18 protein-coding genes and 2 tRNA genes are annotated in these 23,865 nt (G+C 42.2%); 3 read left to right on the top strand and 17 right to left on the bottom strand.

The features are described 5' to 3' along the window. Nucleotide 1: 1 nt before the first annotated feature. From rbfA to rlmE, 11 genes are all read right to left on the bottom strand, one after another. Nucleotides 2-403 carry a 30S ribosome-binding factor RbfA gene (rbfA, locus tag WAX86_RS02935; RefSeq protein ID WP_005301142.1) on the bottom strand — a complete coding sequence of 134 codons (402 nt, stop codon included), beginning with the start codon at nt 401-403 and terminating at the stop codon, nt 2-4. A gap of 101 nt (nt 404-504) precedes the next feature. Beyond that, entirely contained in the window at nt 505-3,309 is a 2,805-nt protein-coding gene (gene infB / locus WAX86_RS02930) for a translation initiation factor IF-2 (protein ID WP_264954488.1), read from the bottom strand. Between the two features lie 29 nt (nt 3,310-3,338). After that, nucleotides 3,339-4,823: a transcription termination factor NusA gene (gene nusA / locus WAX86_RS02925; RefSeq protein ID WP_044176603.1), complete on the bottom strand. Its 1,485-nt coding sequence runs from the start codon at nt 4,821-4,823 to the stop codon at nt 3,339-3,341. Nucleotides 4,824-4,845: 22 nt separating this feature from the next. Further along, nucleotides 4,846-5,301: a ribosome maturation factor RimP gene (gene rimP / locus WAX86_RS02920; protein ID WP_005301149.1), complete on the bottom strand. Its 456-nt coding sequence runs from the start codon at nt 5,299-5,301 to the stop codon at nt 4,846-4,848. A 180-nt stretch (nt 5,302-5,481) separates the two neighbouring features. Beyond that, nucleotides 5,482-5,558, bottom strand: a tRNA-Met gene (locus tag WAX86_RS02915). Between the two features lie 60 nt (nt 5,559-5,618). Further along, nucleotides 5,619-5,703: transfer RNA gene (locus WAX86_RS02910), tRNA-Leu, on the bottom strand. A 12-nt stretch (nt 5,704-5,715) separates the two neighbouring features. Beyond that, nucleotides 5,716-6,060: a preprotein translocase subunit SecG gene (secG, locus tag WAX86_RS02905; RefSeq protein WP_044176605.1), complete on the bottom strand. Its 345-nt coding sequence runs from the start codon at nt 6,058-6,060 to the stop codon at nt 5,716-5,718. 322 nt (nt 6,061-6,382) lie between these two features. Then, nucleotides 6,383-7,720, bottom strand: coding sequence for a phosphoglucosamine mutase (glmM, locus tag WAX86_RS02900; RefSeq protein WP_065172242.1), 1,338 nt, complete (start codon nt 7,718-7,720; stop codon nt 6,383-6,385). Nucleotides 7,721-7,768: 48 nt separating this feature from the next. Further along, nucleotides 7,769-8,605, bottom strand: a complete 837-nt coding sequence (gene folP / locus WAX86_RS02895) for a dihydropteroate synthase (RefSeq protein ID WP_044176610.1) — start codon at nt 8,603-8,605, stop codon at nt 7,769-7,771. A 69-nt stretch (nt 8,606-8,674) separates the two neighbouring features. Then, nucleotides 8,675-10,630, bottom strand: coding sequence for an ATP-dependent zinc metalloprotease FtsH (ftsH, locus tag WAX86_RS02890; protein WP_197573446.1), 1,956 nt, complete (start codon nt 10,628-10,630; stop codon nt 8,675-8,677). A 40-nt stretch (nt 10,631-10,670) separates the two neighbouring features. After that, complete coding sequence (gene rlmE / locus WAX86_RS02885; protein WP_044176614.1) at nt 10,671-11,300, bottom strand: 23S rRNA (uridine(2552)-2'-O)-methyltransferase RlmE; 630 nt, start codon at nt 11,298-11,300, stop codon at nt 10,671-10,673. 213 nt (nt 11,301-11,513) lie between these two features. Between rlmE and yhbY the strand changes: the two genes are divergently transcribed. Beyond that, nucleotides 11,514-11,810 carry a ribosome assembly RNA-binding protein YhbY gene (gene yhbY, locus WAX86_RS02880; protein WP_005301165.1) on the top strand — a complete coding sequence of 99 codons (297 nt, stop codon included), beginning with the start codon at nt 11,514-11,516 and terminating at the stop codon, nt 11,808-11,810. Between the two features lie 132 nt (nt 11,811-11,942). Here yhbY and greA read toward each other — a convergent pair whose 3' ends face one another. Beyond that, nucleotides 11,943-12,416 carry a transcription elongation factor GreA gene (greA, locus tag WAX86_RS02875; protein ID WP_005301167.1) on the bottom strand — a complete coding sequence of 158 codons (474 nt, stop codon included), beginning with the start codon at nt 12,414-12,416 and terminating at the stop codon, nt 11,943-11,945. A gap of 640 nt (nt 12,417-13,056) precedes the next feature. On the opposite strand from greA, the gene WAX86_RS02870 reads away from it, so the two are divergent. Both WAX86_RS02870 and dacB read left to right on the top strand, forming a co-directional pair. Further along, nucleotides 13,057-14,073, top strand: coding sequence for a porin (locus WAX86_RS02870; RefSeq protein WP_065172245.1), 1,017 nt, complete (start codon nt 13,057-13,059; stop codon nt 14,071-14,073). 109 nt (nt 14,074-14,182) lie between these two features. Continuing rightward, nucleotides 14,183-15,577: a serine-type D-Ala-D-Ala carboxypeptidase gene (gene dacB, locus WAX86_RS02865; RefSeq protein WP_065172246.1), complete on the top strand. Its 1,395-nt coding sequence runs from the start codon at nt 14,183-14,185 to the stop codon at nt 15,575-15,577. A 103-nt stretch (nt 15,578-15,680) separates the two neighbouring features. Here the strand turns inward: dacB and WAX86_RS02860 are convergent, their stop codons facing one another. The 5 genes from WAX86_RS02860 to ispH all read right to left on the bottom strand — a co-directional run bounded on the left by WAX86_RS02860 (nt 15,681) and on the right by ispH (nt 23,853). Next, nucleotides 15,681-16,532, bottom strand: coding sequence for a magnesium transporter (locus WAX86_RS02860; protein ID WP_065172247.1), 852 nt, complete (start codon nt 16,530-16,532; stop codon nt 15,681-15,683). 566 nt (nt 16,533-17,098) lie between these two features. Beyond that, on the bottom strand, nt 17,099-20,323 hold the full coding sequence (carB, locus tag WAX86_RS02855; RefSeq protein WP_148109473.1) for a carbamoyl-phosphate synthase large subunit: 3,225 nt from the start codon (nt 20,321-20,323) through the stop codon (nt 17,099-17,101). Between the two features lie 16 nt (nt 20,324-20,339). Beyond that, nucleotides 20,340-21,479, bottom strand: coding sequence for a glutamine-hydrolyzing carbamoyl-phosphate synthase small subunit (gene carA / locus WAX86_RS02850; protein WP_068946957.1), 1,140 nt, complete (start codon nt 21,477-21,479; stop codon nt 20,340-20,342). A gap of 544 nt (nt 21,480-22,023) precedes the next feature. Then, the gene (gene dapB / locus WAX86_RS02845) at nt 22,024-22,830 is read right to left on the bottom strand and encodes a 4-hydroxy-tetrahydrodipicolinate reductase (protein ID WP_065172250.1); all 807 of its coding nucleotides are present in this window, start codon (nt 22,828-22,830) and stop codon (nt 22,024-22,026) included. Between the two features lie 75 nt (nt 22,831-22,905). Beyond that, nucleotides 22,906-23,853 carry a 4-hydroxy-3-methylbut-2-enyl diphosphate reductase gene (gene ispH / locus WAX86_RS02840; protein ID WP_065172293.1) on the bottom strand — a complete coding sequence of 316 codons (948 nt, stop codon included), beginning with the start codon at nt 23,851-23,853 and terminating at the stop codon, nt 22,906-22,908. Nucleotides 23,854-23,865: the final 12 nt, after the last annotated feature.

Here is a 23,865-nt window from a genome sequence, read left to right as displayed (position 1 = left end):
CTTATTCCTCGTCTTGTTTTTGATCATCATCTGCCACATGACGAACTTCATCGTCACGAACCACTTTACTAACTAGGTTAGAGATACGCATACCTTCAGTTAGTGATTGATCAAAAATAAATGTCAGTTCAGGAGTCACACGTAAGCGAATCTGTTTACCCAATAGTGAACGGATATACGGCGCTTTTTCACGAAGAATCGCTAAGCTCTCTTCTTCACTTTGATCACCAATTGCGAAAAAAGTGACATAAACTTTTGCGTAACCCATGTCACGTGATACTTCAACGCTTGAGATTGTCGTCATTGCTAGACGAGGCTCTTTTAGTTCACGTTGCAAAATCACTGCTAGCTCTTTTTGTAGCTGCTGAGCAACGCGCTGTGTACGGCTAAATTCTTTTGCCATAATTTGCTCTCTCTAAGATATCTGCTCTTGAAAGAATGGGGAGCCAAAGCTCCCCATAACATAATAATCGTTAAATTCTTAACTACTTTGAACTTTAAAAATTAGTCAAGAGTACGTTGAATTTCTACGATTTCATAAACTTCGATCTGGTCACCAACGCGAACGTCATTGTAGTTCTTAACGCCGATACCACACTCGTAGCCGTTCTTAACTTCGTTAACGTCATCTTTAAAGCGACGTAGCGACTCAAGTTCACCTTCGTAGATAACCACGTTATCACGTAGAACGCGAATAGGGTTGCTACGCTTGATAGTACCTTCAGTAACCATACAACCTGCGATTGCGCCAAGTTTAGGTGACTTAAATACATCACGAACTTCAGCAAGACCAATGATCTCTTGCTTGAATTCAGGAGAAAGCATACCGCCCATTGCCGCTTTAACTTCGTCAATTAGCTGGTAAATGATTGAGTAGTAACGAAGGTCTAGGTTTTCAGCTTCGACTGTCTTACGAGCAGATGCATCAGCACGAACGTTGAAACCAAGGATGATAGCGTTAGACGCTGCTGCAAGTACTGCATCAGTTTCTGTAATACCACCAACACCAGAACCTACGATGTTCACTTTAACTTCGTCAGTTGATAGCTTACGTAGTGAGTCTGCAATTGCTTCTACAGAGCCCTGTACGTCAGCTTTTAGAACTACGTTAAGTTCAGCAACTTCACCAGCAGCCATGTTAGAGAACATGTTCTCTAGTTTCGCTTTCTGTTGACGAGCTAGTTTAACATCACGGAACTTACCTTGACGGTATAGTGCAACTTCACGAGCTTTACGCTCATCACGTACAACTGTTGCTTCATCACCAGATGCTGGAACGCCAGATAGACCTAGGATTTCAACAGGAATAGATGGACCTGCTGATTCAATTTCTTTACCTAGCTCATCACGCATTGCACGAACACGACCATACTCAAGACCACAAAGAACGATATCGCCTTTATGTAGAGTACCTTCTTGAACAAGTACGGTTGCAACAGGACCACGACCTTTATCTAGACGTGATTCAACAACAACACCTTTTGCCATGCCATCTTCTACTGCTGTTAGTTCTAGAACTTCAGCTTGAAGAAGGATTGCTTCAAGAAGACCATCGATATTAGTACCTTGCTTAGCAGAGATATGAACGAAGATATTCTCACCGCCCCACTCTTCAGGAATAACGTCATATTGAGCTAGCTCATTCTTAACGTTATCTGGGTTAGCACCTTCTTTATCGATCTTGTTCACTGCAACAATCAGAGGTACACCTGCCGCTTTAGCGTGCTGGATTGCTTCGATTGTCTGTGGCATAACGCCATCGTCTGCAGCAACAACAAGAACAACGATATCTGTCGCTTGAGCACCACGAGCACGCATTGCAGTAAATGCTGCGTGTCCAGGAGTATCAAGGAAAGTGATCATACCGTTGTCAGTTTGAACGTGGTATGCACCGATGTGCTGTGTGATACCGCCCGCTTCGCCAGCAGCAACGTGAGCCTTACGGATGTAGTCAAGAGTCGATGTTTTACCATGGTCAACGTGACCCATGATAGTAACAACAGGAGCACGAGAAACTTTAGCAAGATCATCTGCGTTACGATCAGATAGTACTGCTTCTTCTAGCTCATTTTCTTTACGAAGAATAACCTTGTGACCCATTTCTTCTGCAACAAGTGCTGCAGTTTCTTGGTCGATCACTTGGTTGATAGTCGCCATTGCGCCCATCTTCATCATCACTTTGATAACTTCAACGCCTTTTACAGACATCTTGTTAGCAAGTTCAGATACAACGATTGTTTCGCCGATAACAACATCTTGTTTTGCAACAACAGCTGTTTTATCAAAACCATGCTGCATTGAAGTTGGTTTAGCCACTTGGCCTTTACCACGACCACCACGTTGGTTACGGCCGCCGCGACGGTTGTTACCACCGTTACGATCTTCTTGCTGTTGCTGTTGTTTCGCAGAAGGTTTTTTCTTCTTACGACGGTTACCTTCTTCACGACGGTCTTGCTCATCTTCCGCAGCACGTGCGTAAGTTGAAGTTGTCGTGTGGTAATCAGATTTTTCCATTTCTAGGCCAGAAGTATTCTTTTCAGCCCAGTTTTTCTCATTTTGTTCTGCCATCTTGCGTGCCTCTTCTAGCTGACGCTGACTCTCTTCTTCGGCTTTACGCTTGGCTTCCTCTTCCCGGCGACGTTGTAGCGCCTCAGCTTCTTTCTTAGCCTGTTCATCAGCGACGGCGCGCTTAGCCTTTTCTTCGGCTTTACGCTTTTCCTCTTCGGTACGTTTAGCTTGTTCCTCAGCTTCACGCTTAGCTTGTTCTTCAGCAAGGCGTTGAGCATCATCCGCGTCACGCTTTGCTTTTTCCTCAGCTTCGCGTTTGGCTTGTTCTTCTGCTAAACGCTTCTCTTCAGCCGCACGATTCGCCTGTTCTTGGGCTTCACGTTTGGCCGCCTCCTCTGCATCACGCTGAGCAATGGCTTCTGCTTCACGTTGAGCGGCTTCGTTTGCAGCATTTTTTGCAGCTTCTTCTGCTGCACGCTGCTCTTCTTCAAGCGCTGAACGTTTAACATAGGTGCGCTTTTTGCGCACCTCTACTTGAACACTTTTGTTCTTACCACCAGAGCCAGAAACACTTAATGTACTTCTTGTCTTGCGTTGGAGAGTAAGGCGAGTTGGAGCTCCATCAGCACTAACATTTCCACCATGCTCTTTTTGCAGGTGACTCAGTAGTGTCTGTTTTTCGGTCTGGCTTACATTATCATCAGCTTTTTTTGCAATACCTGCATCAGAAAGCTGTTGAAGTAAACGGTCAATCGGCGTACCAATTTCATCCGCTAATGTTTTAACTGTAACCTCTGACATAGCGCTCCTCCTTGCTATTTTTTTTGTTCTTACGCTTCGTCGCCGAACCAGCAAATGTTACGCGCAGCCATGATTAGCTCACCCGCTTTTGCTTCGTCCACGCCTTCGATATCGATCAAATCATCAGTTCCCTGATCTGCCAGATCTTCTAGCGTAAGAATACCTTTAGCAGCTAACTTGAATGCTAGCTCACGCTCTAAACCTTCAAGAGCAAGAAGATCTTCAGCAGGTTCTGCGTCCAATGATTCTTCTTTTGCAAGAGCAATCGTTGTCAAAGCTTCTTTAGCGCGGTTACGTAGTTCGTCGATGGTCTCTTCATTAAGACCTTCAACTTCTAGAAGCTCATTTACAGGAACGTAAGCGATTTCTTCTAGAGTTGTGAAACCTTCAGTTACTAATACTGATGCAAAATCTTCATCAATATCAAGGTATTTAGTAAATGTATCAATAGATTCTTGAGCTTCTTCTTGATGTTTCTTCTGAAGATCTTCTACTGTCATTACATTCAGTTCCCAGCCAGTTAGCTGAGAAGCTAGGCGTACGTTTTGACCATTACGGCCAATTGCTTGTGCTAGGTTAGCTTTCTCTACTGCGATATCCATAGTATGAGAATCTTCATCAACGATGATAGAGCTAACTTCAGCTGGTGCCATTGCATTGATTACGTACTGAGCTGGGTTTTCGTCCCAAAGTACGATATCAATACGTTCACCACCAAGTTCACCAGAAACAGCTTGAACACGAGCACCACGCATACCAACACAAGCACCAACTGGGTCGATACGCTTGTCGTTAGTTTTAACAGCAATTTTAGCGCGTGAACCAGGATCGCGAGCTGCGCCCATTAGTTCAATTAGCTCTTCACCAATTTCTGGCACTTCAATGCGGAATAGTTCAGACAACATTGCAGGCTTAGAACGAGTCATGAATAACTGGAAGCCACGAGCTTCTGGCGCTACTTTGTACAGGAGACCACGAACACGGTCACCTGGACGGAAGTTTTCGCGTGGTAGCTGATCGTCACGACCAATTACCGCTTCTGCATTGTTACCAAGGTCAACAATCACAGCATCACGGTTTACTTTCTTAACAACACCAGTGATTAAATCACCTTCGTTATCAACAAACTGAGCCACAATTTGTGCGCGCTCTGCTTCACGAACTTTTTGAACGATAACTTGCTTAGCAGTTTGAGTCGTAATACGGTCAAACGTTACTGATTGGATTTCATCTTCAACGAAATCGCCAAGTTCAACTGTTTCATCTTCAAACTGAGCCGCTTCTAGAGTGATCTCTAGAGTTGGTTGAGTTACTTCTTCAACCGCTTTCCAGCGACGGAATGTTTCAAACTCACCAGTCTTACGATCGATAGTAACACGTACATCGATTTCTGCTTCGTATTTCTTCTTAGTTGCTGTTGCTAGTGCGATCTCTAAAGCTTCAAAGATACGCTCACGAGGAACAGCTTTTTCATTGGATACCGCTTCAACGACAGCCAAGATTTCTTTGTTCATTTCTAATGCCTCAAGTTAGCGTTTAGAATTTAGGAACTAGGTTAGCTTTTGAAATGTTGCTTAGTGCAAAACATTCTTCATTGCCATCCACGTTTAGAGTGACTAGTTCACCATCAACAGCAACGATGTCACCTTTCCATTTACGACGATTACCCATCGCCATTTTTAGTACTAGGCTAACTTCGTGGCCAATAAATTGCTCATAGTGCGCTGCCTTAAATAGTGGCCTTTCCAATCCAGGGGAAGAGACTTCTAAGTTGTATGCCACAGTAATTGGATCTTCAACATCCATTACTGCACTCACTTGGCGGCTTACTTCTGCGCAATCTTCTACATTGATACCATTTTCTTTATCAATGAAGATTCGAAGTGTGGAGTGCTCTCCAGCACGAATGAACTCTAAACCAACCAGCTCATAGCCAAGTGCTGCTACTGATGGTTCAAGCATTTCAGTCAGTTGGGTTTCTAAAGCTGTCAAAACAACCCCCCGGAAACAAAAAAAGGGCACTAAAGCCCAGTTAACACCTGAATGGTCATATTTCAGATAATAAAAAACCCCGAATTACGGGGCTTAATATCACTGGACCCTGTTTATCACAACAAAAGTATAGCTTCTGTTATGACAAAAGCATGCTAGAGACTAACATGCTTTTAAAAGTGGTTGCGGGGGCCGGATTTGAACCAACGACCTTCGGGTTATGAGCCCGACGAGCTACCAAGCTGCTCCACCCCGCGTCCGTAATTCTAGTCGATTATACTGACTAGAGGTTACTTTCGCAAGTAACACTGAATCAATGGTGCCGAGAAGGGGACTTGAACCCCTACACCTTACGGCACTAGCACCTCATGCTAGCGTGTCTACCAATTTCACCATCTCGGCTAAATTCTTAACTTACTTAGTGTTTTCACTGCTAGTTGTAGCAGGAGCACTTTCAGTTGTTTTTTCTTGCACTTGTTGAGTTGTTGCTGGAGCGCTTAAGTTCTCCCAACTATTTTTCTCTTCAGTATGTTTTGAACTCATGTTGCCAAGAACAAGACTGATAATAAAGAAAATCGTTGCAAACAGTGCAGTCATTCGAGTTAGAAAGTTTCCAGAGCCGCTAGAGCCAAACAGTGTACCTGATGCTCCAGCCCCGAATGAGGCTCCCATATCTGCGCCTTTACCTTGCTGAACCAAAACTAGGCCAATTACACCAAGCGCGGCGACAAGATAAATCACAAGTAGAATTTCGTACATATTTCCACCTATGGTTAAATTGTTATGCCAGCTTCGCAACAGCGGTACCAGCGCCTCCTCTCTTAAGGAGCGCAGAAGATACTAACCAATGCGAGCAAAACTGACAAGCAATATTTTATTAAAAAACCCTAATTACCATCTACTTGGACAAGTTTTAAGCAGAGCTTAATGCGTAATTTAGGGTTTAATCCCGTTTCTCATTTTTATACCCAACCCCCTTCTTAAAATAAAGAAGACGCTTGGGTATATGATGCCAATCTATAGTAACAGTAGAATGATAAGCAAAAATGGCCGTGACACTCGATCACGGCCAAATATTAGTTTAGCAGTTATCTTTTACTGCTTGTGCAATATCTAGTGCGTACTGTGCCACAGCATCGCCATCTTCGCCTTCAACCATAACGCGAATCAAGGGTTCTGTACCAGATTTGCGGAGTAGGACACGTCCTGTTTCACCAAGCTTCTCTTCAACCACTTTAGTTGCTGCGATAACGGCTTCAGATTCCAGTGGATTACCTTCACCTTTAAAACGCACATTTTCCAGAACTTGAGGGAACATTTTCATGCCTTCACTCAGTTCTTTTAACGTCATTTTACTCGAAACCATTGCAGCCATAATTTGTAGGCCAGCAACAATACCGTCACCGGTTGTTACTTTATCTAAAAGAATAACGTGACCTGAGTTTTCCGCACCAATCAACCAATTATGGTTAAGTAGCTCTTCCATTACATAGCGGTCACCTACTTTAGCTCGCACAAATGGAATTCCTAGGTTTTTCAGCGCAACTTCCATACCCATGTTGGTCATAAGAGTACCAACAACACCACCTTTTAGTTCGCCACGACGTAGTGCATCGCGAGCAATAATATACGCAATTTGGTCACCATCAACTTTATTGCCCGCCTCATCGACCATGATCACACGGTCACCGTCACCATCAAGAGCAATACCAAAGTCCGCTTTTTCTTCCAACACTTTAGCTTGAAGTGCCGCAATATCAGTGGCGCCTACTTTATCATTGATATTTGTACCGTTTGGCTCACAACCAATCGTAATGACATCGGCACCTAACTCACGGAATACATTTGGCGCAATGTGATATGTCGCACCATGAGCACAATCTACAACAATCTTATAGCCAGACAAGTTATGTTGAGAAGGGAAAGTACCTTTACAAAATTCAATATAACGACCCGCTGCATCGTTAATACGGTACGCTTTACCCAATAGTGCTGATTCCACACAAGTAAGTGGTTTATCAAGTTCTGCTTCAATTGCTAATTCAACTTCATCAGGTAGCTTAGTACCTTCCGATGAGAAAAATTTAATACCGTTATCATAGTATGGGTTATGAGATGCTGAAATTACGATGCCCGCTTCAGCACGGAAGGTACGAGTAAGATATGCAATAGCAGGGGTTGGCATTGGACCGGTAAATGCGGCTTGAAGACCTGCAGCAGCAAGACCTGCTTCAAGAGCAGATTCAAGCATATAGCCAGAAATACGAGTATCTTTACCAATTAGAACTTTTTTTGTTCCCTGTTGAGACAGAACGCGGCCAGCAGCCCAACCTAGCTTCAAAACAAATTCAGGGGTAATCGGACCTTCACCAACTAATCCGCGCACACCATCTGTACCAAAGTATTTACGTTCTTGCATGTTTCACTCCTAGAAATTTTATTATGTAATGCCTTGTTCTTCTTGGCATTAGTAACCTGAAGATACGGTTTCGTAGCAAATTCTAACTGCTTCAACCGTCTCTTTTACGTCATGAACGCGAATAATTTGCGCCCCTTTCATAGCTGCAATCGTCGCGCAAGCAAGACTACCGGCAAGGCAATCTTCAGGTCTTTTATTTTCAAATAACTTATAGATCATAGACTTACGAGACATTCCTGCGAGAATTGGTAGTCCAAAACGATGAAACTTTTCTAAATTTTCCAATAACTGATAATTGTGTTTGATGGTTTTACCAAAGCCAAAACCTGGGTCGAGAATCAATTTTTGCTTAGATATTCCAACCCCTTCACAAGCATTGATTCGCTCTAACAAAAACTGTTCTATATCAACCAACAAATCATCATATTGCGGCGCAGTCTGCATTGTACGTGGTTGTCCTTGCATATGCATCAAGCAAATTGGTACTTCGCTTTTAGCAGCAGCTTCTAATGCGCCAGGTTCTTGTAATGCGCGTATATCATTAATAAGATCAGCACCCGCTTTTACCGCTTCTGTCATAACCTGAGCTTTGCTGGTATCAATTGAAATCCAGCAATCAAATCGATTAGAAATTGCTTCAATAACAGGAACAACTCGAGCTAACTCTTCATCAATGCTAACATCTGCAGCACCTGGGCGTGTCGACTCACCACCTATATCGATAAATGTTGCTCCAGCGTCAATCATTTCTTCTGCATGAAATAACGCAGCATCTAAACGATTAAAACGCCCACCATCGGAAAATGAATCTGGAGTAACGTTTAAGATCCCCATTACCTGCGGAGATGTTAGCTCTAGGATTTTACTTCGGCTTTGTAAGATCATTATCAAATCTCATTTTTTGGTTATAAAAAAAACCCCGACCTAAGCCGGGGTTTTATTTACAGCTACTAATTATGCTTGAGGCTTAGTATCAGTATCGCTTTCTGATGCGTCATTAACATCATCATTAACAGGTGCTTCAGGTGCAACTGTTGTCTCTTCTGATACTGACTCTTGTTTCATCGTATCGCCTTCATCCGCCCATCCTTTTGGTGCACGAATTTCTGCTTTACGTTCCATCAAGTCATTAATTTGGTCGGCATCGATAGTCTCATACTTCATCAGTGCATCTTTCATTGCATGCATGATATCCATATTGTCGACTAGAATCTGACGAGCTCGAGCATAGTTACGATCAATCAGCTTACGAACTTCATCATCGATTAACTTCGCAGTGTCATCTGACATGTGCTTACTCTTAGTCACAGAGCGACCTAAGAATACTTCGCCTTCGTCTTCAGCATAAAGAAGAGGACCAAGTTTGTCAGAGAAGCCCCACTGAGTCACCATCTTACGCGCAATATCAGTTGCACGTTCGATATCGTTTGATGCACCAGTAGATACTTTTTCTACACCGTAGATAAGTTCTTCTGCAAGACGGCCACCGTAAAGACTTGAGATCATTGACTCTAAGTATTCACGAGAGTGACTCACACGGTCTTGCTCAGGTAAGTACATTGTCACACCTAAAGCACGACCACGTGGAATAATGGATACCTTGTACACAGGATCGTGATCCGGTACTAAGCGTCCAATAATAGCGTGACCTGCCTCATGGTAAGCCGTAGACTCTTTTTGAGCTTCAGACATCACCATAGACTTACGCTCTGCGCCCATCATGATTTTATCTTTAGCTAGCTCAAATTCAACCATTGATACAGTGCGCTTATTACCACGGGCTGCAAATAGTGCTGCTTCGTTAACTAAGTTAGCTAAATCTGCACCAGAGAAGCCTGGAGTACCACGAGCAATTAGTGATGGGTTAACATCATTATCTAGCGGTACTTTACGCATGTGAACTTTCAAAATTTGCTCACGACCACGAACGTCTGGTAGACCAACCACAACTTGACGGTCAAAACGACCAGGACGAAGAAGTGCTGGGTCAAGAACGTCTGGACGGTTTGTTGCAGCGATAACGATAATACCTTCGTTACCTTCAAAACCATCCATTTCAACTAGCATCTGGTTTAGTGTTTGTTCACGCTCATCGTGACCACCACCAACACCAGCACCACGCTGACGGCCAACTGCATCGATTTCATCAATAAAGATGATACAAGGCGCAGCTTTTTTAGCTTGTTCAAACATATCACGAACACGGGACGCACCCACACCCACGAACATTTCAACAAAGTCAGAACCGGAGATTGTGAAGAATGGAACTTTAGCTTCACCCGCGATTGCTTTCGCTAATAGCGTTTTACCTGTACCAGGAGGACCAACCATAAGAACACCAGTTGGGATCTTACCACCTAGCTTTTGGAAGCGACTTGGATCACGAAGGTAATCAACAAGCTCTTTCACATCTTCTTTTGCTTCATCACAACCTGCCACATCAGCAAAGGTTGTTTTGATTTGGTCTTCACTCATCATACGAGCTTTAGACTTACCGAACGACATGGCACCTTTGCCACCACCGCCCTGCATTTGGCGCATAAAGAAGATCCAAACACCAATCAACAACAGCATTGGGAACCACGAAATGAAGATAGAAGCAAGTAAGCTTGGCTCTTCAGGTGGGGTACCGTAAACTTTTACGTTTGCGTTGATTAGATCGTCAAGAAGTTTAGGGTCATTAACAACAGGCAGATAAGTTACATATCGCGCATTATCGCGTTTGTATACGGTGATCTCACGATCATTGAATCGTACTTCCTTTATCTGATCCTGACCGATTTCACGGACAAATGTCGTATAGTCGATTTGATGGCTAGTCTTATCACCTGGTCCAAAACTCTGGAATACAGACATTAGAACAACAGCGATAACCAACCATAAGATCAAGTTTTTTGCCATGTCACTCAAGGTGTTAACCTCGCGATAACTAAAAGATGAATGTAGAGTACTACAGTTTATATCCTGTAGCCACAATATAAACTTCACGTGAGCGATCACGTGATGAGTCTGGTTTACGAATTTTGACCACTTTAAACATGCTTCGAACATCAGCTAAATATTGGTCAAAGCCTTCCCCTTGGAATACTTTTACCGCAAAGCTACCGTTCGGCGCAAGCACTTGTCGACACATATCTAATGCTAATTCAACAAGATACATAGCTCTTGGTTGGTCAGATGCAAGATTACCGCTCATATTAGGTGCCATATCTGATAGTACGACATCCACCATATCTGGTTGAATACGTTCAAGCAGTGCATCTAATACCGCTTCTTCACGAAAATCCCCTTGTAAGAAGCTTACGCCTGGAAGAGGATCCATTGGCAGAATATCACATGCGATGACCTGTCCTTCATCACCTACAACTCCTGCCGCATATTGTGACCAACCACCAGGTGCAGCACCTAAGTCGACCACAGTCATGCCCGGTTTTAATAATTTATCTTTTTGTTGAATTTCTTCAATCTTAAAAAGTGCTCGTGATCGGTAACCTTTTTTTTGCGCTTCAAGAACGTATTTGTCATCAAAATGTTCTTTTAGCCAACGGCCCGAACTGCCCGAATGTTTTTTCTTACTCATGCCTTACCTAATAAGTCATCGTATCTGCTAAGTATACGTCTTACCTTGGGTTTATCGCATCAAAATCTGCAATAAGAAACCTGAAAATGTGCTATGCAACAAAAACAAGCTGCAATTTTCTTATCAACAGGCACTAAACAAATTAGTCTTCTAGCTTAGATGGCGGTAGAATGTCTCATTTTCAACCCTAGTAACTAAAAAAATAGAGTCATCATGAATCTAAGCACCAAACAGAAGCAATATCTAAAAGGTCTTGCTCACAATCTAAAACCAGTTGTTCTTATGGGTGCAAACGGCCTAACTGAAGCCGTTTTAGCTGAAATTGAAATTGCCCTAGATCACCATGAACTGATCAAAGTTAAGGTTGCTTCAGAAGAGCGTGAGACCAAGCTACTGATCGTTGATGCAATCATTCGCGAAACTAAAGCAGAAAAAGTTCAAGTGATCGGTAAGACGCTAGTTCTGTATCGCCAAAGTGAAGATCGTAAAATCGAACTTCCACGCAAGTAATATGCGAACTGACAAACAGTTTATATCGTTAAAAAGGCCGCAATAGCGGCCTTTTTCTTGCCCATACCTATATCTAAGGTGAGAGCGAATCGAAATACAAACTTTTCTTAGTGATATAACACTAAGTGATGATTAAATGTACTGTACTTCAACAATCTCAAATTCTTTGGTACCACCAGGAGTTGCGATTTGTACTTCATCGCCTTCCATTTTACCAATTAGACCACGAGCGATTGGTGAATTTACTGAAATTAGATTTTGTTTAAAATCAGCTTCATCATCACCAACGATGCGGTAAGTGGTTTCTTCATCAGTATCTAGATTTAACAAAGTTACTGTTGTACCAAAGATAACTTTGCCACTGTTTGGCATCTTAGTAACATCAATAACTTGTGCAACAGATAGCTTGTATTCGATATCGCGGATCTGAGCTTCACAAATACCTTGCTCTTCACGTGCAGCATGATATTCAGCATTTTCTTTTAGGTCGCCCAATTCACGAGCTTCTGCAATGGCTTGAGAAATCAAAGGACGACGCTTCATTAGAACTTCTAGTTCTTGACGTAGCTTCTGCTCGCCACGTACCGTCATTGGAACCTTATCCATAAATATAAACCTCAACAACCTGTTAGCGCACGCCAAATTCAGGTAATAAAAAAGTTAGCCTGATCAAAGATCAAACTAACATCCAAGAGACATTCAAGCACACAACTTGAATTTGAAATATGACATTATTCTAAACAAAGATCCGTCTCAGGTCATCAGACAAAAGCAAATGTTGCAAAAATCCTCGCATCTAAAAAATCGGATACAGGTCCTTATTTGGTTGGTTTCAATAAAATTCAACTCATAAAATCTCAGGGAGAGTCAAAAGATATCAACAACAATAAATAGAAAGTTAGTCATTTGTGTAATACGGAATTTGTCTTAATTGATAAAAAACAGCCGTAACAACGTGCGTTACTTCACAAAACCTTATGCATAAAACTCAAAATTAAATCTAAAATTAATGACTTTTTTTCTAAATATTAGTAAAAAAAATAAGTTTTATGGAACTAATTAAAACACACCTAACCATCTGATAAAAAAGCAATTTAAAAACAAAAATAAGCAAATTCACATACCATTAGGGTATTTTTCAGTTTTTTTTACTAACACTTTGTGCCATGGACACGTAAAAAGTAGCTCAGAACTCAGCGCCACCTCAGAGCGCAAGTTATAAAAAATACCAAAAAAGGATTCGGCAATGAACAAGAACATTCTTGCTTTAGCAGTAGCAGCAGCAGCATTTTCTGGCGCAGTATCTGCGGCACAAGTTTACTCTGACGACGCATCAACTCTTAATATCGGTGGTCGTATTGAAGCTCGTGGTAACGGCGTTGTAGGTCACGACAACTTTAACGATGATTCTCGTGTTCGTGTGAACATCGCAGGTCAAACCCAAATTAATGATGACCTATACGGCCTTGGTTTCTTTGAACGTGAATTCAAATCAAACAAAGGCGATGACGAAAACCGTTACATCTACGCTGGTATCGGTAGCAAAACTTACGGTCAACTAGTTTACGGTAAAACAGACGGTTCTCTAGGTATGATCACTGACTTTACCGATATCATGGAATACTTCGGTAACGAAGCGGGTGGCAAAATCAATGCTGCTGACCGTCCAGACGATAGCCTTGCATACCTAGGTCAGTTTGGTGGTCTAACTGTACGTGCTAACTACGTATTCGATGCTGACGGTACTGATTTCTCAGCTCCAGTAGATAGCTCAGATAACTCTGGTTTCTCTGTAGGTTCTGTTTACAACTTCAACAACGGCCTAGCATTTGGTCTTGGTTACGGTGAGCAGAAACAACAAGAGAAAAACCTAACAGCTAAGCAGGGTTTTGCATCTGTATCTTACACATCTGGCGATTTCTACGTAGCAGGTCTATACCAGAACGCTCGTAACATCGGTTACCAATACGGTTACAATGATGCTAAACACTCTAATGAGTACCAAGGTTACGAACTTGCAACAGCTTACACTATCAACAAGCTAGTTCTACGTTCTACTTACAACTACATGGAAAACATGGATTCAAATGCTAAGATGACTAACTCTCTAGCATTTGATGGTTCATACTTCTTCACTCCAAACTTCCGCACTTACGCAGGTTACAAAGTTAACCTACTTGATAAGAACGATGTTGCTAAGATGGATGAAGTTAAACAAGCAGCTGACGATCAATTCGTTCTAGGTGCTCGTTACGATTTCTAATTTAATTAGTTAATCGAGACTAAAGGCGATCTTTTTAGGTCGCCTTTTTGCTATTTGTAATGAACACGATATGATTAAAACCACAATAAATTAATCATTATCTATTATTATGTTCAAACAACTGCTTTGCGTATCTCTCTTGGCAACTAGCCTACCTACTCTTGCCGCCTTTAATCCGCAAGCGGCAATCGCGAAATTACCTCAAGGTCATGATTTAGCCCTACTCATTAAAGATCCAGCAACGGGTAAAATCATTTATCAACAACGAACTGATAATCTACAAGCCCCAGCCAGCACCCAAAAAACCATTACTGCACTAGCGGCAAAACTGTATCTTGGTGATAATTTTCGTTTCTATACCGATGTGGAAACTAAAGGCAAAGATATTATTTTTAACTTTAGTGGAGACCCTACTTTTTCTCGCACCGATCTCCGGGAATTATTAAGCCAAATAAAAGCTAAAGGCTATAAGAGCATTCAAGGCAATATTTATCTTAATGGCGGTCATTTCACTGGATATGAGCGCGGTATCGGCTGGCCGTGGGATATTTTAGGTTCTTGCTACAGCGCCCCATCGAGCAGTATTACTCTTGAGCACAACTGTGTACAAGGCGCACTCTATACTAATAAAGGAATTGGTAATAAAGCGCGGGTAAATGTACCTAGCCACCAGCCTATTCAAGTGACAAGTACTGCGACTATTGTTACACCGAGCCAGAAAAAAGCACAATTTTGTCAGTTAGATTTAATTTCAAATCCTAATAACAGCTATCAAGTAAGTGGTTGTTCACTTGCTTATAAAGAGCCAATGCCACTTAAATTTGCAGTCCAAAACACCACTAAATACACCATGGCAGTACTGCGCCAAGAATTAAAACGAGCAGGTATTAGCTTTAAAGGACAAATTTATCGAAATGACACGATTAAAGGTCAGCGTATTGCCCGTAATAGTTCAAAACCTATGAGCGAGCTGCTAGATATTATGCTAAAACGCTCTGATAACTTATTTGCAGACAATATCGCTAAGACTATCGGCGCTAAATATTATCAACAGCCAGGCAGTTACAATAATGGTGTAGCTGCAATCAAAGAAATTCTAAAAACCAAAGCCAATATTGATTTAAGTGACACAATCATGGTTGATGGTTCGGGCTTATCTCGTAATAACCGCCTAAGTGCAAATGACTTAATGCAAGTGATCACTTACATCTATAAGCATAAGAATCTTAAATTATTCAATGATTTCCCTGTTGCAGGCGAAAGCGGTACTTTGCGTTATCGTAAAAGTATGAGAACAGGTGAACTGAAAGGAAAAGTGATAGCAAAAAGTGGTTCACTCTTTGCGACTTATAACCTTGCTGGAATGATAAAAACAAAAAGTGGTAAGCCATTACTGTTTGTTCAATTGGTTACAGATTATCATCCAATCACTAAAACCAAAGGACTACCACCTATCAGTCAATTTGAACAGAAGCTATACCAGTCACTTTATCAACAGTATTAAGTGCTAATAGCAATAATTATGGTCAACTAACACCATAATAAAAAACGGCTAAGAACCTCTCTTAGCCGTTTTTTTAGTATTTAATTCGAACCTAACGCGATTATTAGCCGCCTAGCCCCAGCATCTTATTAACTGTAGTGAAGTAGATAATCATACCTGAAATATCCACCATAGAAGCCAATACAGGGCTAACAAGTACTGCAGGGTCTAAGTTACAAGCGCGAGCAATAATCGGTAATACCCCACCGACACTGGTGGAAAGCGTAACTTGAATTGCCAATGCCACACCGATTGCACCTGCGACATCAAATAAAGTTAATCCAGCAGGAAGTACTTGATGACCGCTAAAGAACATCACACGAGCAACAATAACTAACGCCAATGCAACGGCAATAACTGCGGCAATACGAAACTCTTTCCACAAGACTGCGACCCAATCTCGGCATTTTATCTCATCCATGGCAAGAGCACGGACAACCAGTGTCGCAGCTTGAGAGCCGGTATTACCACCAGCAGCCGCAATCACAGGCATGTAAATAGCCAGTAATACCAATTGACTCAATGTATCTTCGTAGTGTGAGATAATTAAGCCCGATACAATACCTAAAAGGGCAAGACCGACAATCCAGCCAATACGCTCTCTAACATGGCTAAAGACACTGTTTTGCAAATAGTTACCAGCAGGCTCTGCTTCAGAACAGATCAAACCTAAACCATTGGCAAGTTGACGCATGCGTAGCTCTTCATTCATCTCATCCAGACGATCTAATAAAAGCTGTACATGTCGTAACGGACACTCATGTAACATAGCAAGTGCCTCAGAAATTGGCATTTTCACCAATAACTCGGCCTGCTCTTGTAGTGAATATTTTAAAAATGCATTTCGTACTGCAACTGCATCTTTATGATCTAACTGTTGTGCTGCTGAAAATGCTGCATAGTTCATTACCGCCATGGCAAATCTCCCGATTAGCTGTTTCCTATGCGCGAACATAGGTACGAGGGTAACGACCACCAAATAAAGCAATCACGTCATCATATCCATTGATATAGGCTTATCATTCACCTTGATACAGATACAGCGAATGAGCCATTCAATGACGTTATTGTTTTAACGAATGTGATAGGAAAAATCGAAGGAATATGTCACTAAACCTAACTATTAAGGTTTAGAAAAGAAAGAGAATACTGGAAGACATAATTCCAAGCCTGTGATTGGCTCGGAAATGGAGATACACCGATACCAAAAACTAAAGCTGATTTTCCACCTTCATACTCGGGGGATGGTCGGTATCGTTCATTTAACTCTCCAAAGAATATATCGCTTACTGCGACGTGCGCCATTGTACGCAATCTAAACAAAGGTGCAAGACCTTCAATCGATCAATATTAGATCTTTTGTAACCAAATTACGTCAGTCGATTACTTTGTAATAACCATTAAACCTAACCATTTGTGTTAAAACAAAAAAGCCCATCTCGGTATTAATAATCAAGATGGGCTCTAGATAATTAGCGACGATTAAGCGTTATTAATGCGCGCGTGCAACTCTTGTACAGAAGTCACAGTATTACGGTCATCTGCGGTGTGAGCCATACATGCAGCAAAAGCCGCATTCAATGTTGTGGTATAGTTCACTTTCTCAGCGAGTGCTCCACGACGAAGAACTTTAGAATCTTCAATCGCTTGGCGACCTTCTGCCGTATTAATAATGTAGGTGTACTCATTGTTCTTAATACGGTCAAGAATATGAGGACGACCTTCATGTACTTTGTTAACCAGACGAGGATTAATACCAGCTTCACCTAAGATAACTGCGGTGCCATGAGTTGCATCCAACTGATAGCCTAACTTAATCAGTTTTGATGCCAAATCAACTACACGCTGCTTATCACCTTCACGAACCGATAGTAAGGCACGTCCACCTTCTGGATACTCTTTACCACAACCAAGTTCTGCTTTTGCAAATGCCTCAGCAAACGTATTACCAATACCCATTACCTCACCAGTAGAGCGCATTTCAGGACCAAGTAGTGGATCCACGCCTGGGAACTTATTAAATGGCAATACCACTTCTTTCACAGAGTAATAAGGAGGAATAATCTCTTTAGTAAAGCCTTGGCTCTCTAGAGATTGACCTGCCATCACTCGTGCAGCAATTTTGGCTAAAGGTGCACCCGTTGCTTTTGATACAAATGGAACTGTACGTGCTGCTCGAGGGTTTACTTCAATTAAGTATACTTGGTTGTTCTTAACAGCAAACTGCGTATTCATCAAACCACGCACACCTAATTCAAAAGCCAGCTTCTCAACCTGATCGCGCATTACGTCTTGAATTTCTTGGCTTAGCGTATAAGCAGGTAGAGAACATGCAGAGTCACCAGAGTGAACACCAGCTTGTTCGATGTGCTCCATGATACCGCCAATCACCACACGCTCGCCGTCACAAATCGCATCCACATCCACTTCTGTTGCATCATCTAAGAAGCGATCCAGTAGTACAGGTGATTCATTAGAAACACTCACAGCCTCGTTAAAGTAACGACGCAGATCCGTTTCATCGTAAACAATTTCCATCGCACGACCACCAAGAACATAAGATGGACGAACCACAAGCGGATAGCCAATTTCGCGTGACTTTTCAATCGCTTGATCAATAGTTGTTACGGTTGCATTTTCTGGTTGTAGTAGACCTAAACGCTCAACAGCTTGCTGGAAACGCTCACGGTCTTCAGCGCGGTCAATCGCATCAGGGCTAGTACCAATAATTGGCACACCAGCGGCTTCTAGAGCGCGAGCCAATTTCAGCGGAGTTTGTCCACCATATTGAACAATCACACCTTTTGGTTTTTCAACACGAGCAATCGCTAGTACATCTTCGAGTGTTACTGGTTCGAAGTATAGGCGATCTGAGGTGTCATAGTCGGTAGAAACTGTCTCTGGGTTACAGTTCACCATAATGGTTTCATAACCATCTTCACGTAGCGCAAGAGAAGCATGAACACAGCAGTAGTCAAATTCGATACCTTGACCGATACGGTTTGGACCACCGCCAAGAACCATAATCTTTTCACGATCTGTTGGGTTAGCTTCACACTCTTCATCATAAGATGAGTACATATAAGCCGTATCTGATGAGAACTCGGCAGCACAAGTATCTACACGCTTATAAACCGGATGGATATTATATTGGTCACGCAGTTTGCGAATTTCGCTTTCTGCCACACCCAGGAGTTTAGCCAAACGAGCATCAGCAAAACCTTTACGCTTTAGTTTACGCAACACATCAGCATTAAGGCCGGCAAAACCTGCTGCTTTTACTTGCTCTTCAAGACGAACAATTTCTTCGATTTGAACAAGGAACCAACGGTCAATATTGGTTAGGTTAAAGACACCGTCAACCGACATACCAGCACGGAACGCATCAGCGATATACCAAATACGCTCGGCACCCGCATCTTTTAACTCATGGCGAATCTTAGTTAGTGCATCAGGTGCATCAAGGTCAACCATTTCATCAAAACCAGCGGCACCAACTTCCAAACCACGCAGAGCTTTTTGCAGAGATTCTTGTTGGTTACGACCGATAGCCATCACCTCACCAACTGACTTCATTTGCGTGGTCAAACGATCATTCGCACCTGCAAATTTTTCAAAGTTAAAGCGAGGGATCTTCGTTACAACATAATCGATGGTTGGTTCAAATGATGCTGGTGTTGCCCCACCTGTAATATCATTCATTAACTCATCTAGGGTGTAACCAATAGCCAGTTTTGCCGCCACTTTAGCAATAGGGAAACCCGTTGCTTTAGAAGCTAGAGCCGATGAACGAGATACACGCGGGTTCATTTCGATGATGACCATACGACCATCTTTTGGATTAATACCAAACTGAACGTTAGAACCGCCAGTCTCAACACCAATTTCACGCAGAACGGCTAAAGAAGCATTGCGCATTAACTGGTATTCTTTATCCGTTAGAGTTTGTGCAGGTGCAACAGTAATTGAGTCACCGGTGTGGATACCCATTGGGTCAAAGTTTTCGATGGCACAAACAATGATACAGTTGTCGTTCTTATCACGAACCACTTCCATCTCATATTCTTTCCAACCGATCAGAGATTCATCAATCAATAGCTCATTAGTTGGCGACAGATCTAAACCACGACGACAAATCTCTTCAAATTCTTCTTTGTTATAAGCAATACCGCCACCCGTACCACCCATAGTAAAAGATGGACGGATAATACAAGGGAAGCCAACCATATCTAGAACACGGTAAGCTTCTTCCATCGTTTTTGCCGTATCGGCACGAGGACACTCAAGTCCAATCGATTTCATTGCCGCATCGAAACGAGAACGATCTTCTGCTTTATCAATCGCATCTGCCGTTGCGCCAATCATTTCGACGCCAAACTCAGCCAAGACACCGTGGCGCTCCAAATCAAGGGCACAGTTTAGTGCGGTCTGTCCCCCCATGGTTGGTAGTACTGCATCTGGGCGTTCTTTTTCAATGATCTTACGTACCACTTCCCAATGAATTGGCTCGATATATGTTGCATCAGCCATATTAGGATCGGTCATAATGGTCGCAGGATTCGAGTTAACAAGAATAACGCGATATCCCTCTTCACGTAGTGCTTTACATGCTTGAGCACCAGAATAGTCAAACTCACACGCCTGGCCGATAACAATTGGGCCCGCGCCTAAAATTAGAACACTTTTAATGTCAGTACGTTTTGGCATTTTTATAACTCCCGGCTTAGGCTGTGTGCTTCTTAATTAATTCGATAAAATGATCAAATAGAGGTGCTGCATCATGAGGACCTGGGCTTGCTTCTGGGTGCCCTTGGAAACTAAATGCAGGCTTATCGGTACGATGGATACCTTGTAGAGAGCCATCAAACAGGGATTTATGGGTTGCTCGAAGAGTTTCAGGTAATGTTGCTTCATCAACTGCAAAACCGTGGTTCTGGCTAGTAATCATCACAACATCTCGGTCCAGATCTTTTACTGGATGGTTTGCACCATGGTGGCCAAACTTCATTTTTACTGTTTTAGCACCGCTGGCTAATGCAAGGATCTGGTGGCCCAAACAGATGCCAAATACAGGCAGATTCTTGTCTAAAAAGACTTTTGTTGCCGCAATGGCGTAATCACAAGGAGCTGGATCACCCGGACCATTTGATAAGAAAACACCATCAGGATTTAGAGCTAAAACCTCTTCTGCTGAAGTTTGAGCAGGAACCACAGTTAAACGACAACCTCGGTCAACCAGCATGCGTAAGATATTACGCTTAGCACCAAAGTCATAAGCAACGACATGATATGGTAATTCACTGTCATCAAGATCTTGTGGCAGGCCATTTTCTAGTGTCCAAGAACCTTGCTTCCAACTATAGGTTTCTGGCGTGGTCACTTCTTTTGCTAAGTCCATACCACTTAAGCCTGGGAATCCTTGAGCTTGAGCCAGTGCGAACGCCTCATCTAAGCTATTACCTGCAACGATACAACCATTCTGAGCCCCTTTTTCTCGCAAAATACGAGTAAGCTTTCGCGTATCGATTTCAGCGATGCCGACAATATTTTGGGATTTAAGGTAATCAGAAAGGGAAAGTTGATTTCGGAAATTAGAAGCAATGAGGGGAAGGTCGCGAATTACCAAGCCTTGCGCATGGATTGATGTGGATTCTTCGTCTTCGGAATTAGTTCCGGTATTGCCAATATGAGGATAAGTAAGGGTAACGATCTGTTGAGAATAAGAAGGGTCAGTGAGAATTTCCTGATACCCCGTCATCGAGGTATTAAAAACAACTTCTCCAACAGCCGAACCATCTGCCCCAATGGACATGCCGTGGAACACTGTTCCATCTTCCAGGACTAACAGCGCTGATTTGCTCAAGACAACCTCCAAGTAAATAAAAATGCACTAAAAACAGATAAACTTGCAATTACCCATTCCATACAAAGTCAAAAGCCAAGTCAAGCTGATTTTTGACAAATTGCGCGCATTCTAGAGATCGATTATCAATCTGTCAACAAACCCCAATAAATAAATTTTAGAAACACAACTAACACACGATAAACATAGTCAAAGCATGAAAAACATAACTTAAGTTGGCAATAAATAGAATTCACTGTCAATTTATCAAAATTTAATCGTTTGCCTTATTTACAAAAAGACAACATCAAACAAAAACAAGACGCAAACGATAAAATACATTAAGTTTTAATGCATTTTTGGTCATTACAGAGAAAAAACAAAACAAAATACGAATTAAAACAACCAAACAAGTTAGAATACCTATCAAGCAATCTAGTTTACTTTATCTGATTTTATTTTGTCTTTTTATGCATGATAGATTCATAAATCATTATGTATGGATATAAAAAAAGAGCGGTCAGCTTATGACTAACCGCTCTTTTTATCACCAATGCAATGCTTATTATTTGTTCAGACCTAATACATCTTGCATGGTATAAAAGCCTGTTTTTTGCTCAACTAACCAAATAGCAGCACGTACTGCACCATTAGCAAAGGTCATACGATCGCTTGCTTTGTGCGTAATCTCAATACGCTCACCAATATCAGCAAACATAGCCGTATGCTCACCAACAATGTCTCCCGCACGAATCGTCGCAAAACCGATTTCTGACTGCTTACGTTCACCTGTAATACCTTCACGGGCATACACAGCAACATCACTGAGCTTTTTATCCATTGCCCCTGCAATCGCTTCCCCCATACCAATTGCAGTACCCGATGGAGCATCGACTTTATGGCGATGGTGAGCTTCAATAATTTCAATATCGCAGTAATCACCCATCACTTTAGCTGCTTGTTCTAACAGCTTAAACATAAGGTTAACCCCAACACTGTAATTAGGGGCCATCACAACAGGAATGCTTTGAGCTGCTTGATCAATGCTTGCACGCTCTTGCTCTGTAAATCCGGTAGTGCCAATCACAATCGCTTTTTGATGCGCTTTACAAAGTTCAAGATTTGCTAAAGTTGCACTTGGTGCAGTAAAGTCGATCAAGACATCAAATTGATCCATCTGTGCAGCAAGATCATCAATCACTTGAATATTAAGTAAGCCAACCCCCGCTAACTCACCTGCATCAACACCGACTAAAGTAGAACCAGTACGCTCAACGGCAACACCTAATGTCGCACTGTCTACCAAAGTAGTCGCTTTAATTAGTTGGCGTCCCATTCGGCCACCAGCACCTGCAATCGCAATGCGCACCATAATCGTCTCCTTTATCGTCATATCCATCACATGACAAATGATAAAAAGCCCCAGACAATACTGAGGCTTTTTCGGTTAAATATTTTTAACTTGTAGCTCACGAGGTACTTCAAAGAACATATTTTCTTCGCGCCCAGTCAACTCTTCAACTTCGGCATCACCCAACGCTTTAATACGAGCAATAATTTGATTCACTAACTCTTCAGGAGCAGAAGCGCCCGCAGTCACTCCGACTGTTTGCACATCATTCAACCAATTAGGATCAATATCATCAGCACAATCGGTCAAATACCCAGGAGTCCCCAGTTTCTCAGCCAATTCTCGTAAACGATTTGAGTTAGATGAATTTTTTGAGCCAACGACAATCATAACATCGACATTTTTTGCCATTTCACGTACGGCATCTTGACGATTTTGCGTTGCATAGCAAATATCATCTTTACGCGGCCCCTGAATAGCAGGAAAAACCTGACGCAGAGCATTGATCACATCAGACGTTTCATCTACCGATAACGTTGTTTGGCTAACAAAATGTAAATTGCTTGGATCTTTTACCTTGTCACGTAAAGCCTGCACATCATCAGGGTTTTCTACCAAGTACATGCCGCCTTCATCACTTGAGTATTGGCCCATTGTGCCTTCAACTTCAGGGTGACCTGCATGACCTATCAATACCACTTCCATCTGCTTACGGCTTGCTCGTGCTACTTCCATATGAACTTTAGTAACGAGTGGACATGTAGCATCAAATACGGTCAATTGACGCGCTTTGGCTTCATTGCGAACAGCTTGTGATACTCCATGAGCGGAAAAGATCACAATATTGTCATCAGGAACTTCTGATAACTCTTCCACAAAAATAGCTCCACGCTGTTTTAGTCCTTCTACCACAAAACGGTTATGAACCACTTCATGACGAACATAAATCGGTGGTTGATACATTTCTAGTGCACGTTCAACAATACTAATAGCGCGATCAACGCCAGCACAAAAACCACGAGGATTTGCGAGTAAGATTTTCATTTTGACTTGCTC

Origin of the sequence: Photobacterium damselae subsp. damselae, from assembly GCF_038086725.1 — a bacterium.
Taxonomy (GTDB): domain Bacteria; phylum Pseudomonadota; class Gammaproteobacteria; order Enterobacterales; family Vibrionaceae; genus Photobacterium; species Photobacterium damselae.
This window is presented reverse-complemented; position numbering and strand designations above follow the sequence as displayed.

What these genes read in the sequence shown, in the direction of transcription:
- dapB (WP_065172250.1), bottom strand. Translation starts at nt 22,830, where the DNA reads ATGGTGCGCATTGCGATTGCAGGTGCTGGTGGCCGAATGGGACGCCAA.
- carB (WP_148109473.1), bottom strand. Translation starts at nt 20,323, where the DNA reads ATGCCAAAACGTACTGACATTAAAAGTGTTCTAATTTTAGGCGCGGGC.
- rbfA (WP_005301142.1), bottom strand. Translation starts at nt 403, where the DNA reads ATGGCAAAAGAATTTAGCCGTACACAGCGCGTTGCTCAGCAGCTACAA.
- greA (WP_005301167.1), bottom strand. Translation starts at nt 12,416, where the DNA reads ATGGATAAGGTTCCAATGACGGTACGTGGCGAGCAGAAGCTACGTCAA.
- glmM (WP_065172242.1), bottom strand. Translation starts at nt 7,720, where the DNA reads ATGCAAGAACGTAAATACTTTGGTACAGATGGTGTGCGCGGATTAGTT.
- secG (WP_044176605.1), bottom strand. Translation starts at nt 6,060, where the DNA reads ATGTACGAAATTCTACTTGTGATTTATCTTGTCGCCGCGCTTGGTGTA.
- WAX86_RS02860 (WP_065172247.1), bottom strand. Translation starts at nt 16,532, where the DNA reads ATGGCGGTAATGAACTATGCAGCATTTTCAGCAGCACAACAGTTAGAT.
- nusA (WP_044176603.1), bottom strand. Translation starts at nt 4,823, where the DNA reads ATGAACAAAGAAATCTTGGCTGTCGTTGAAGCGGTATCCAATGAAAAA.
- folP (WP_044176610.1), bottom strand. Translation starts at nt 8,605, where the DNA reads ATGATCTTACAAAGCCGAAGTAAAATCCTAGAGCTAACATCTCCGCAG.
- yhbY (WP_005301165.1), top strand. Translation starts at nt 11,514, where the DNA reads ATGAATCTAAGCACCAAACAGAAGCAATATCTAAAAGGTCTTGCTCAC.
- dacB (WP_065172246.1), top strand. Translation starts at nt 14,183, where the DNA reads ATGTTCAAACAACTGCTTTGCGTATCTCTCTTGGCAACTAGCCTACCT.
- WAX86_RS02870 (WP_065172245.1), top strand. Translation starts at nt 13,057, where the DNA reads ATGAACAAGAACATTCTTGCTTTAGCAGTAGCAGCAGCAGCATTTTCT.
- rlmE (WP_044176614.1), bottom strand. Translation starts at nt 11,300, where the DNA reads ATGAGTAAGAAAAAACATTCGGGCAGTTCGGGCCGTTGGCTAAAAGAA.
- infB (WP_264954488.1), bottom strand. Translation starts at nt 3,309, where the DNA reads ATGTCAGAGGTTACAGTTAAAACATTAGCGGATGAAATTGGTACGCCG.
- ispH (WP_065172293.1), bottom strand. Translation starts at nt 23,853, where the DNA reads ATGAAAATCTTACTCGCAAATCCTCGTGGTTTTTGTGCTGGCGTTGAT.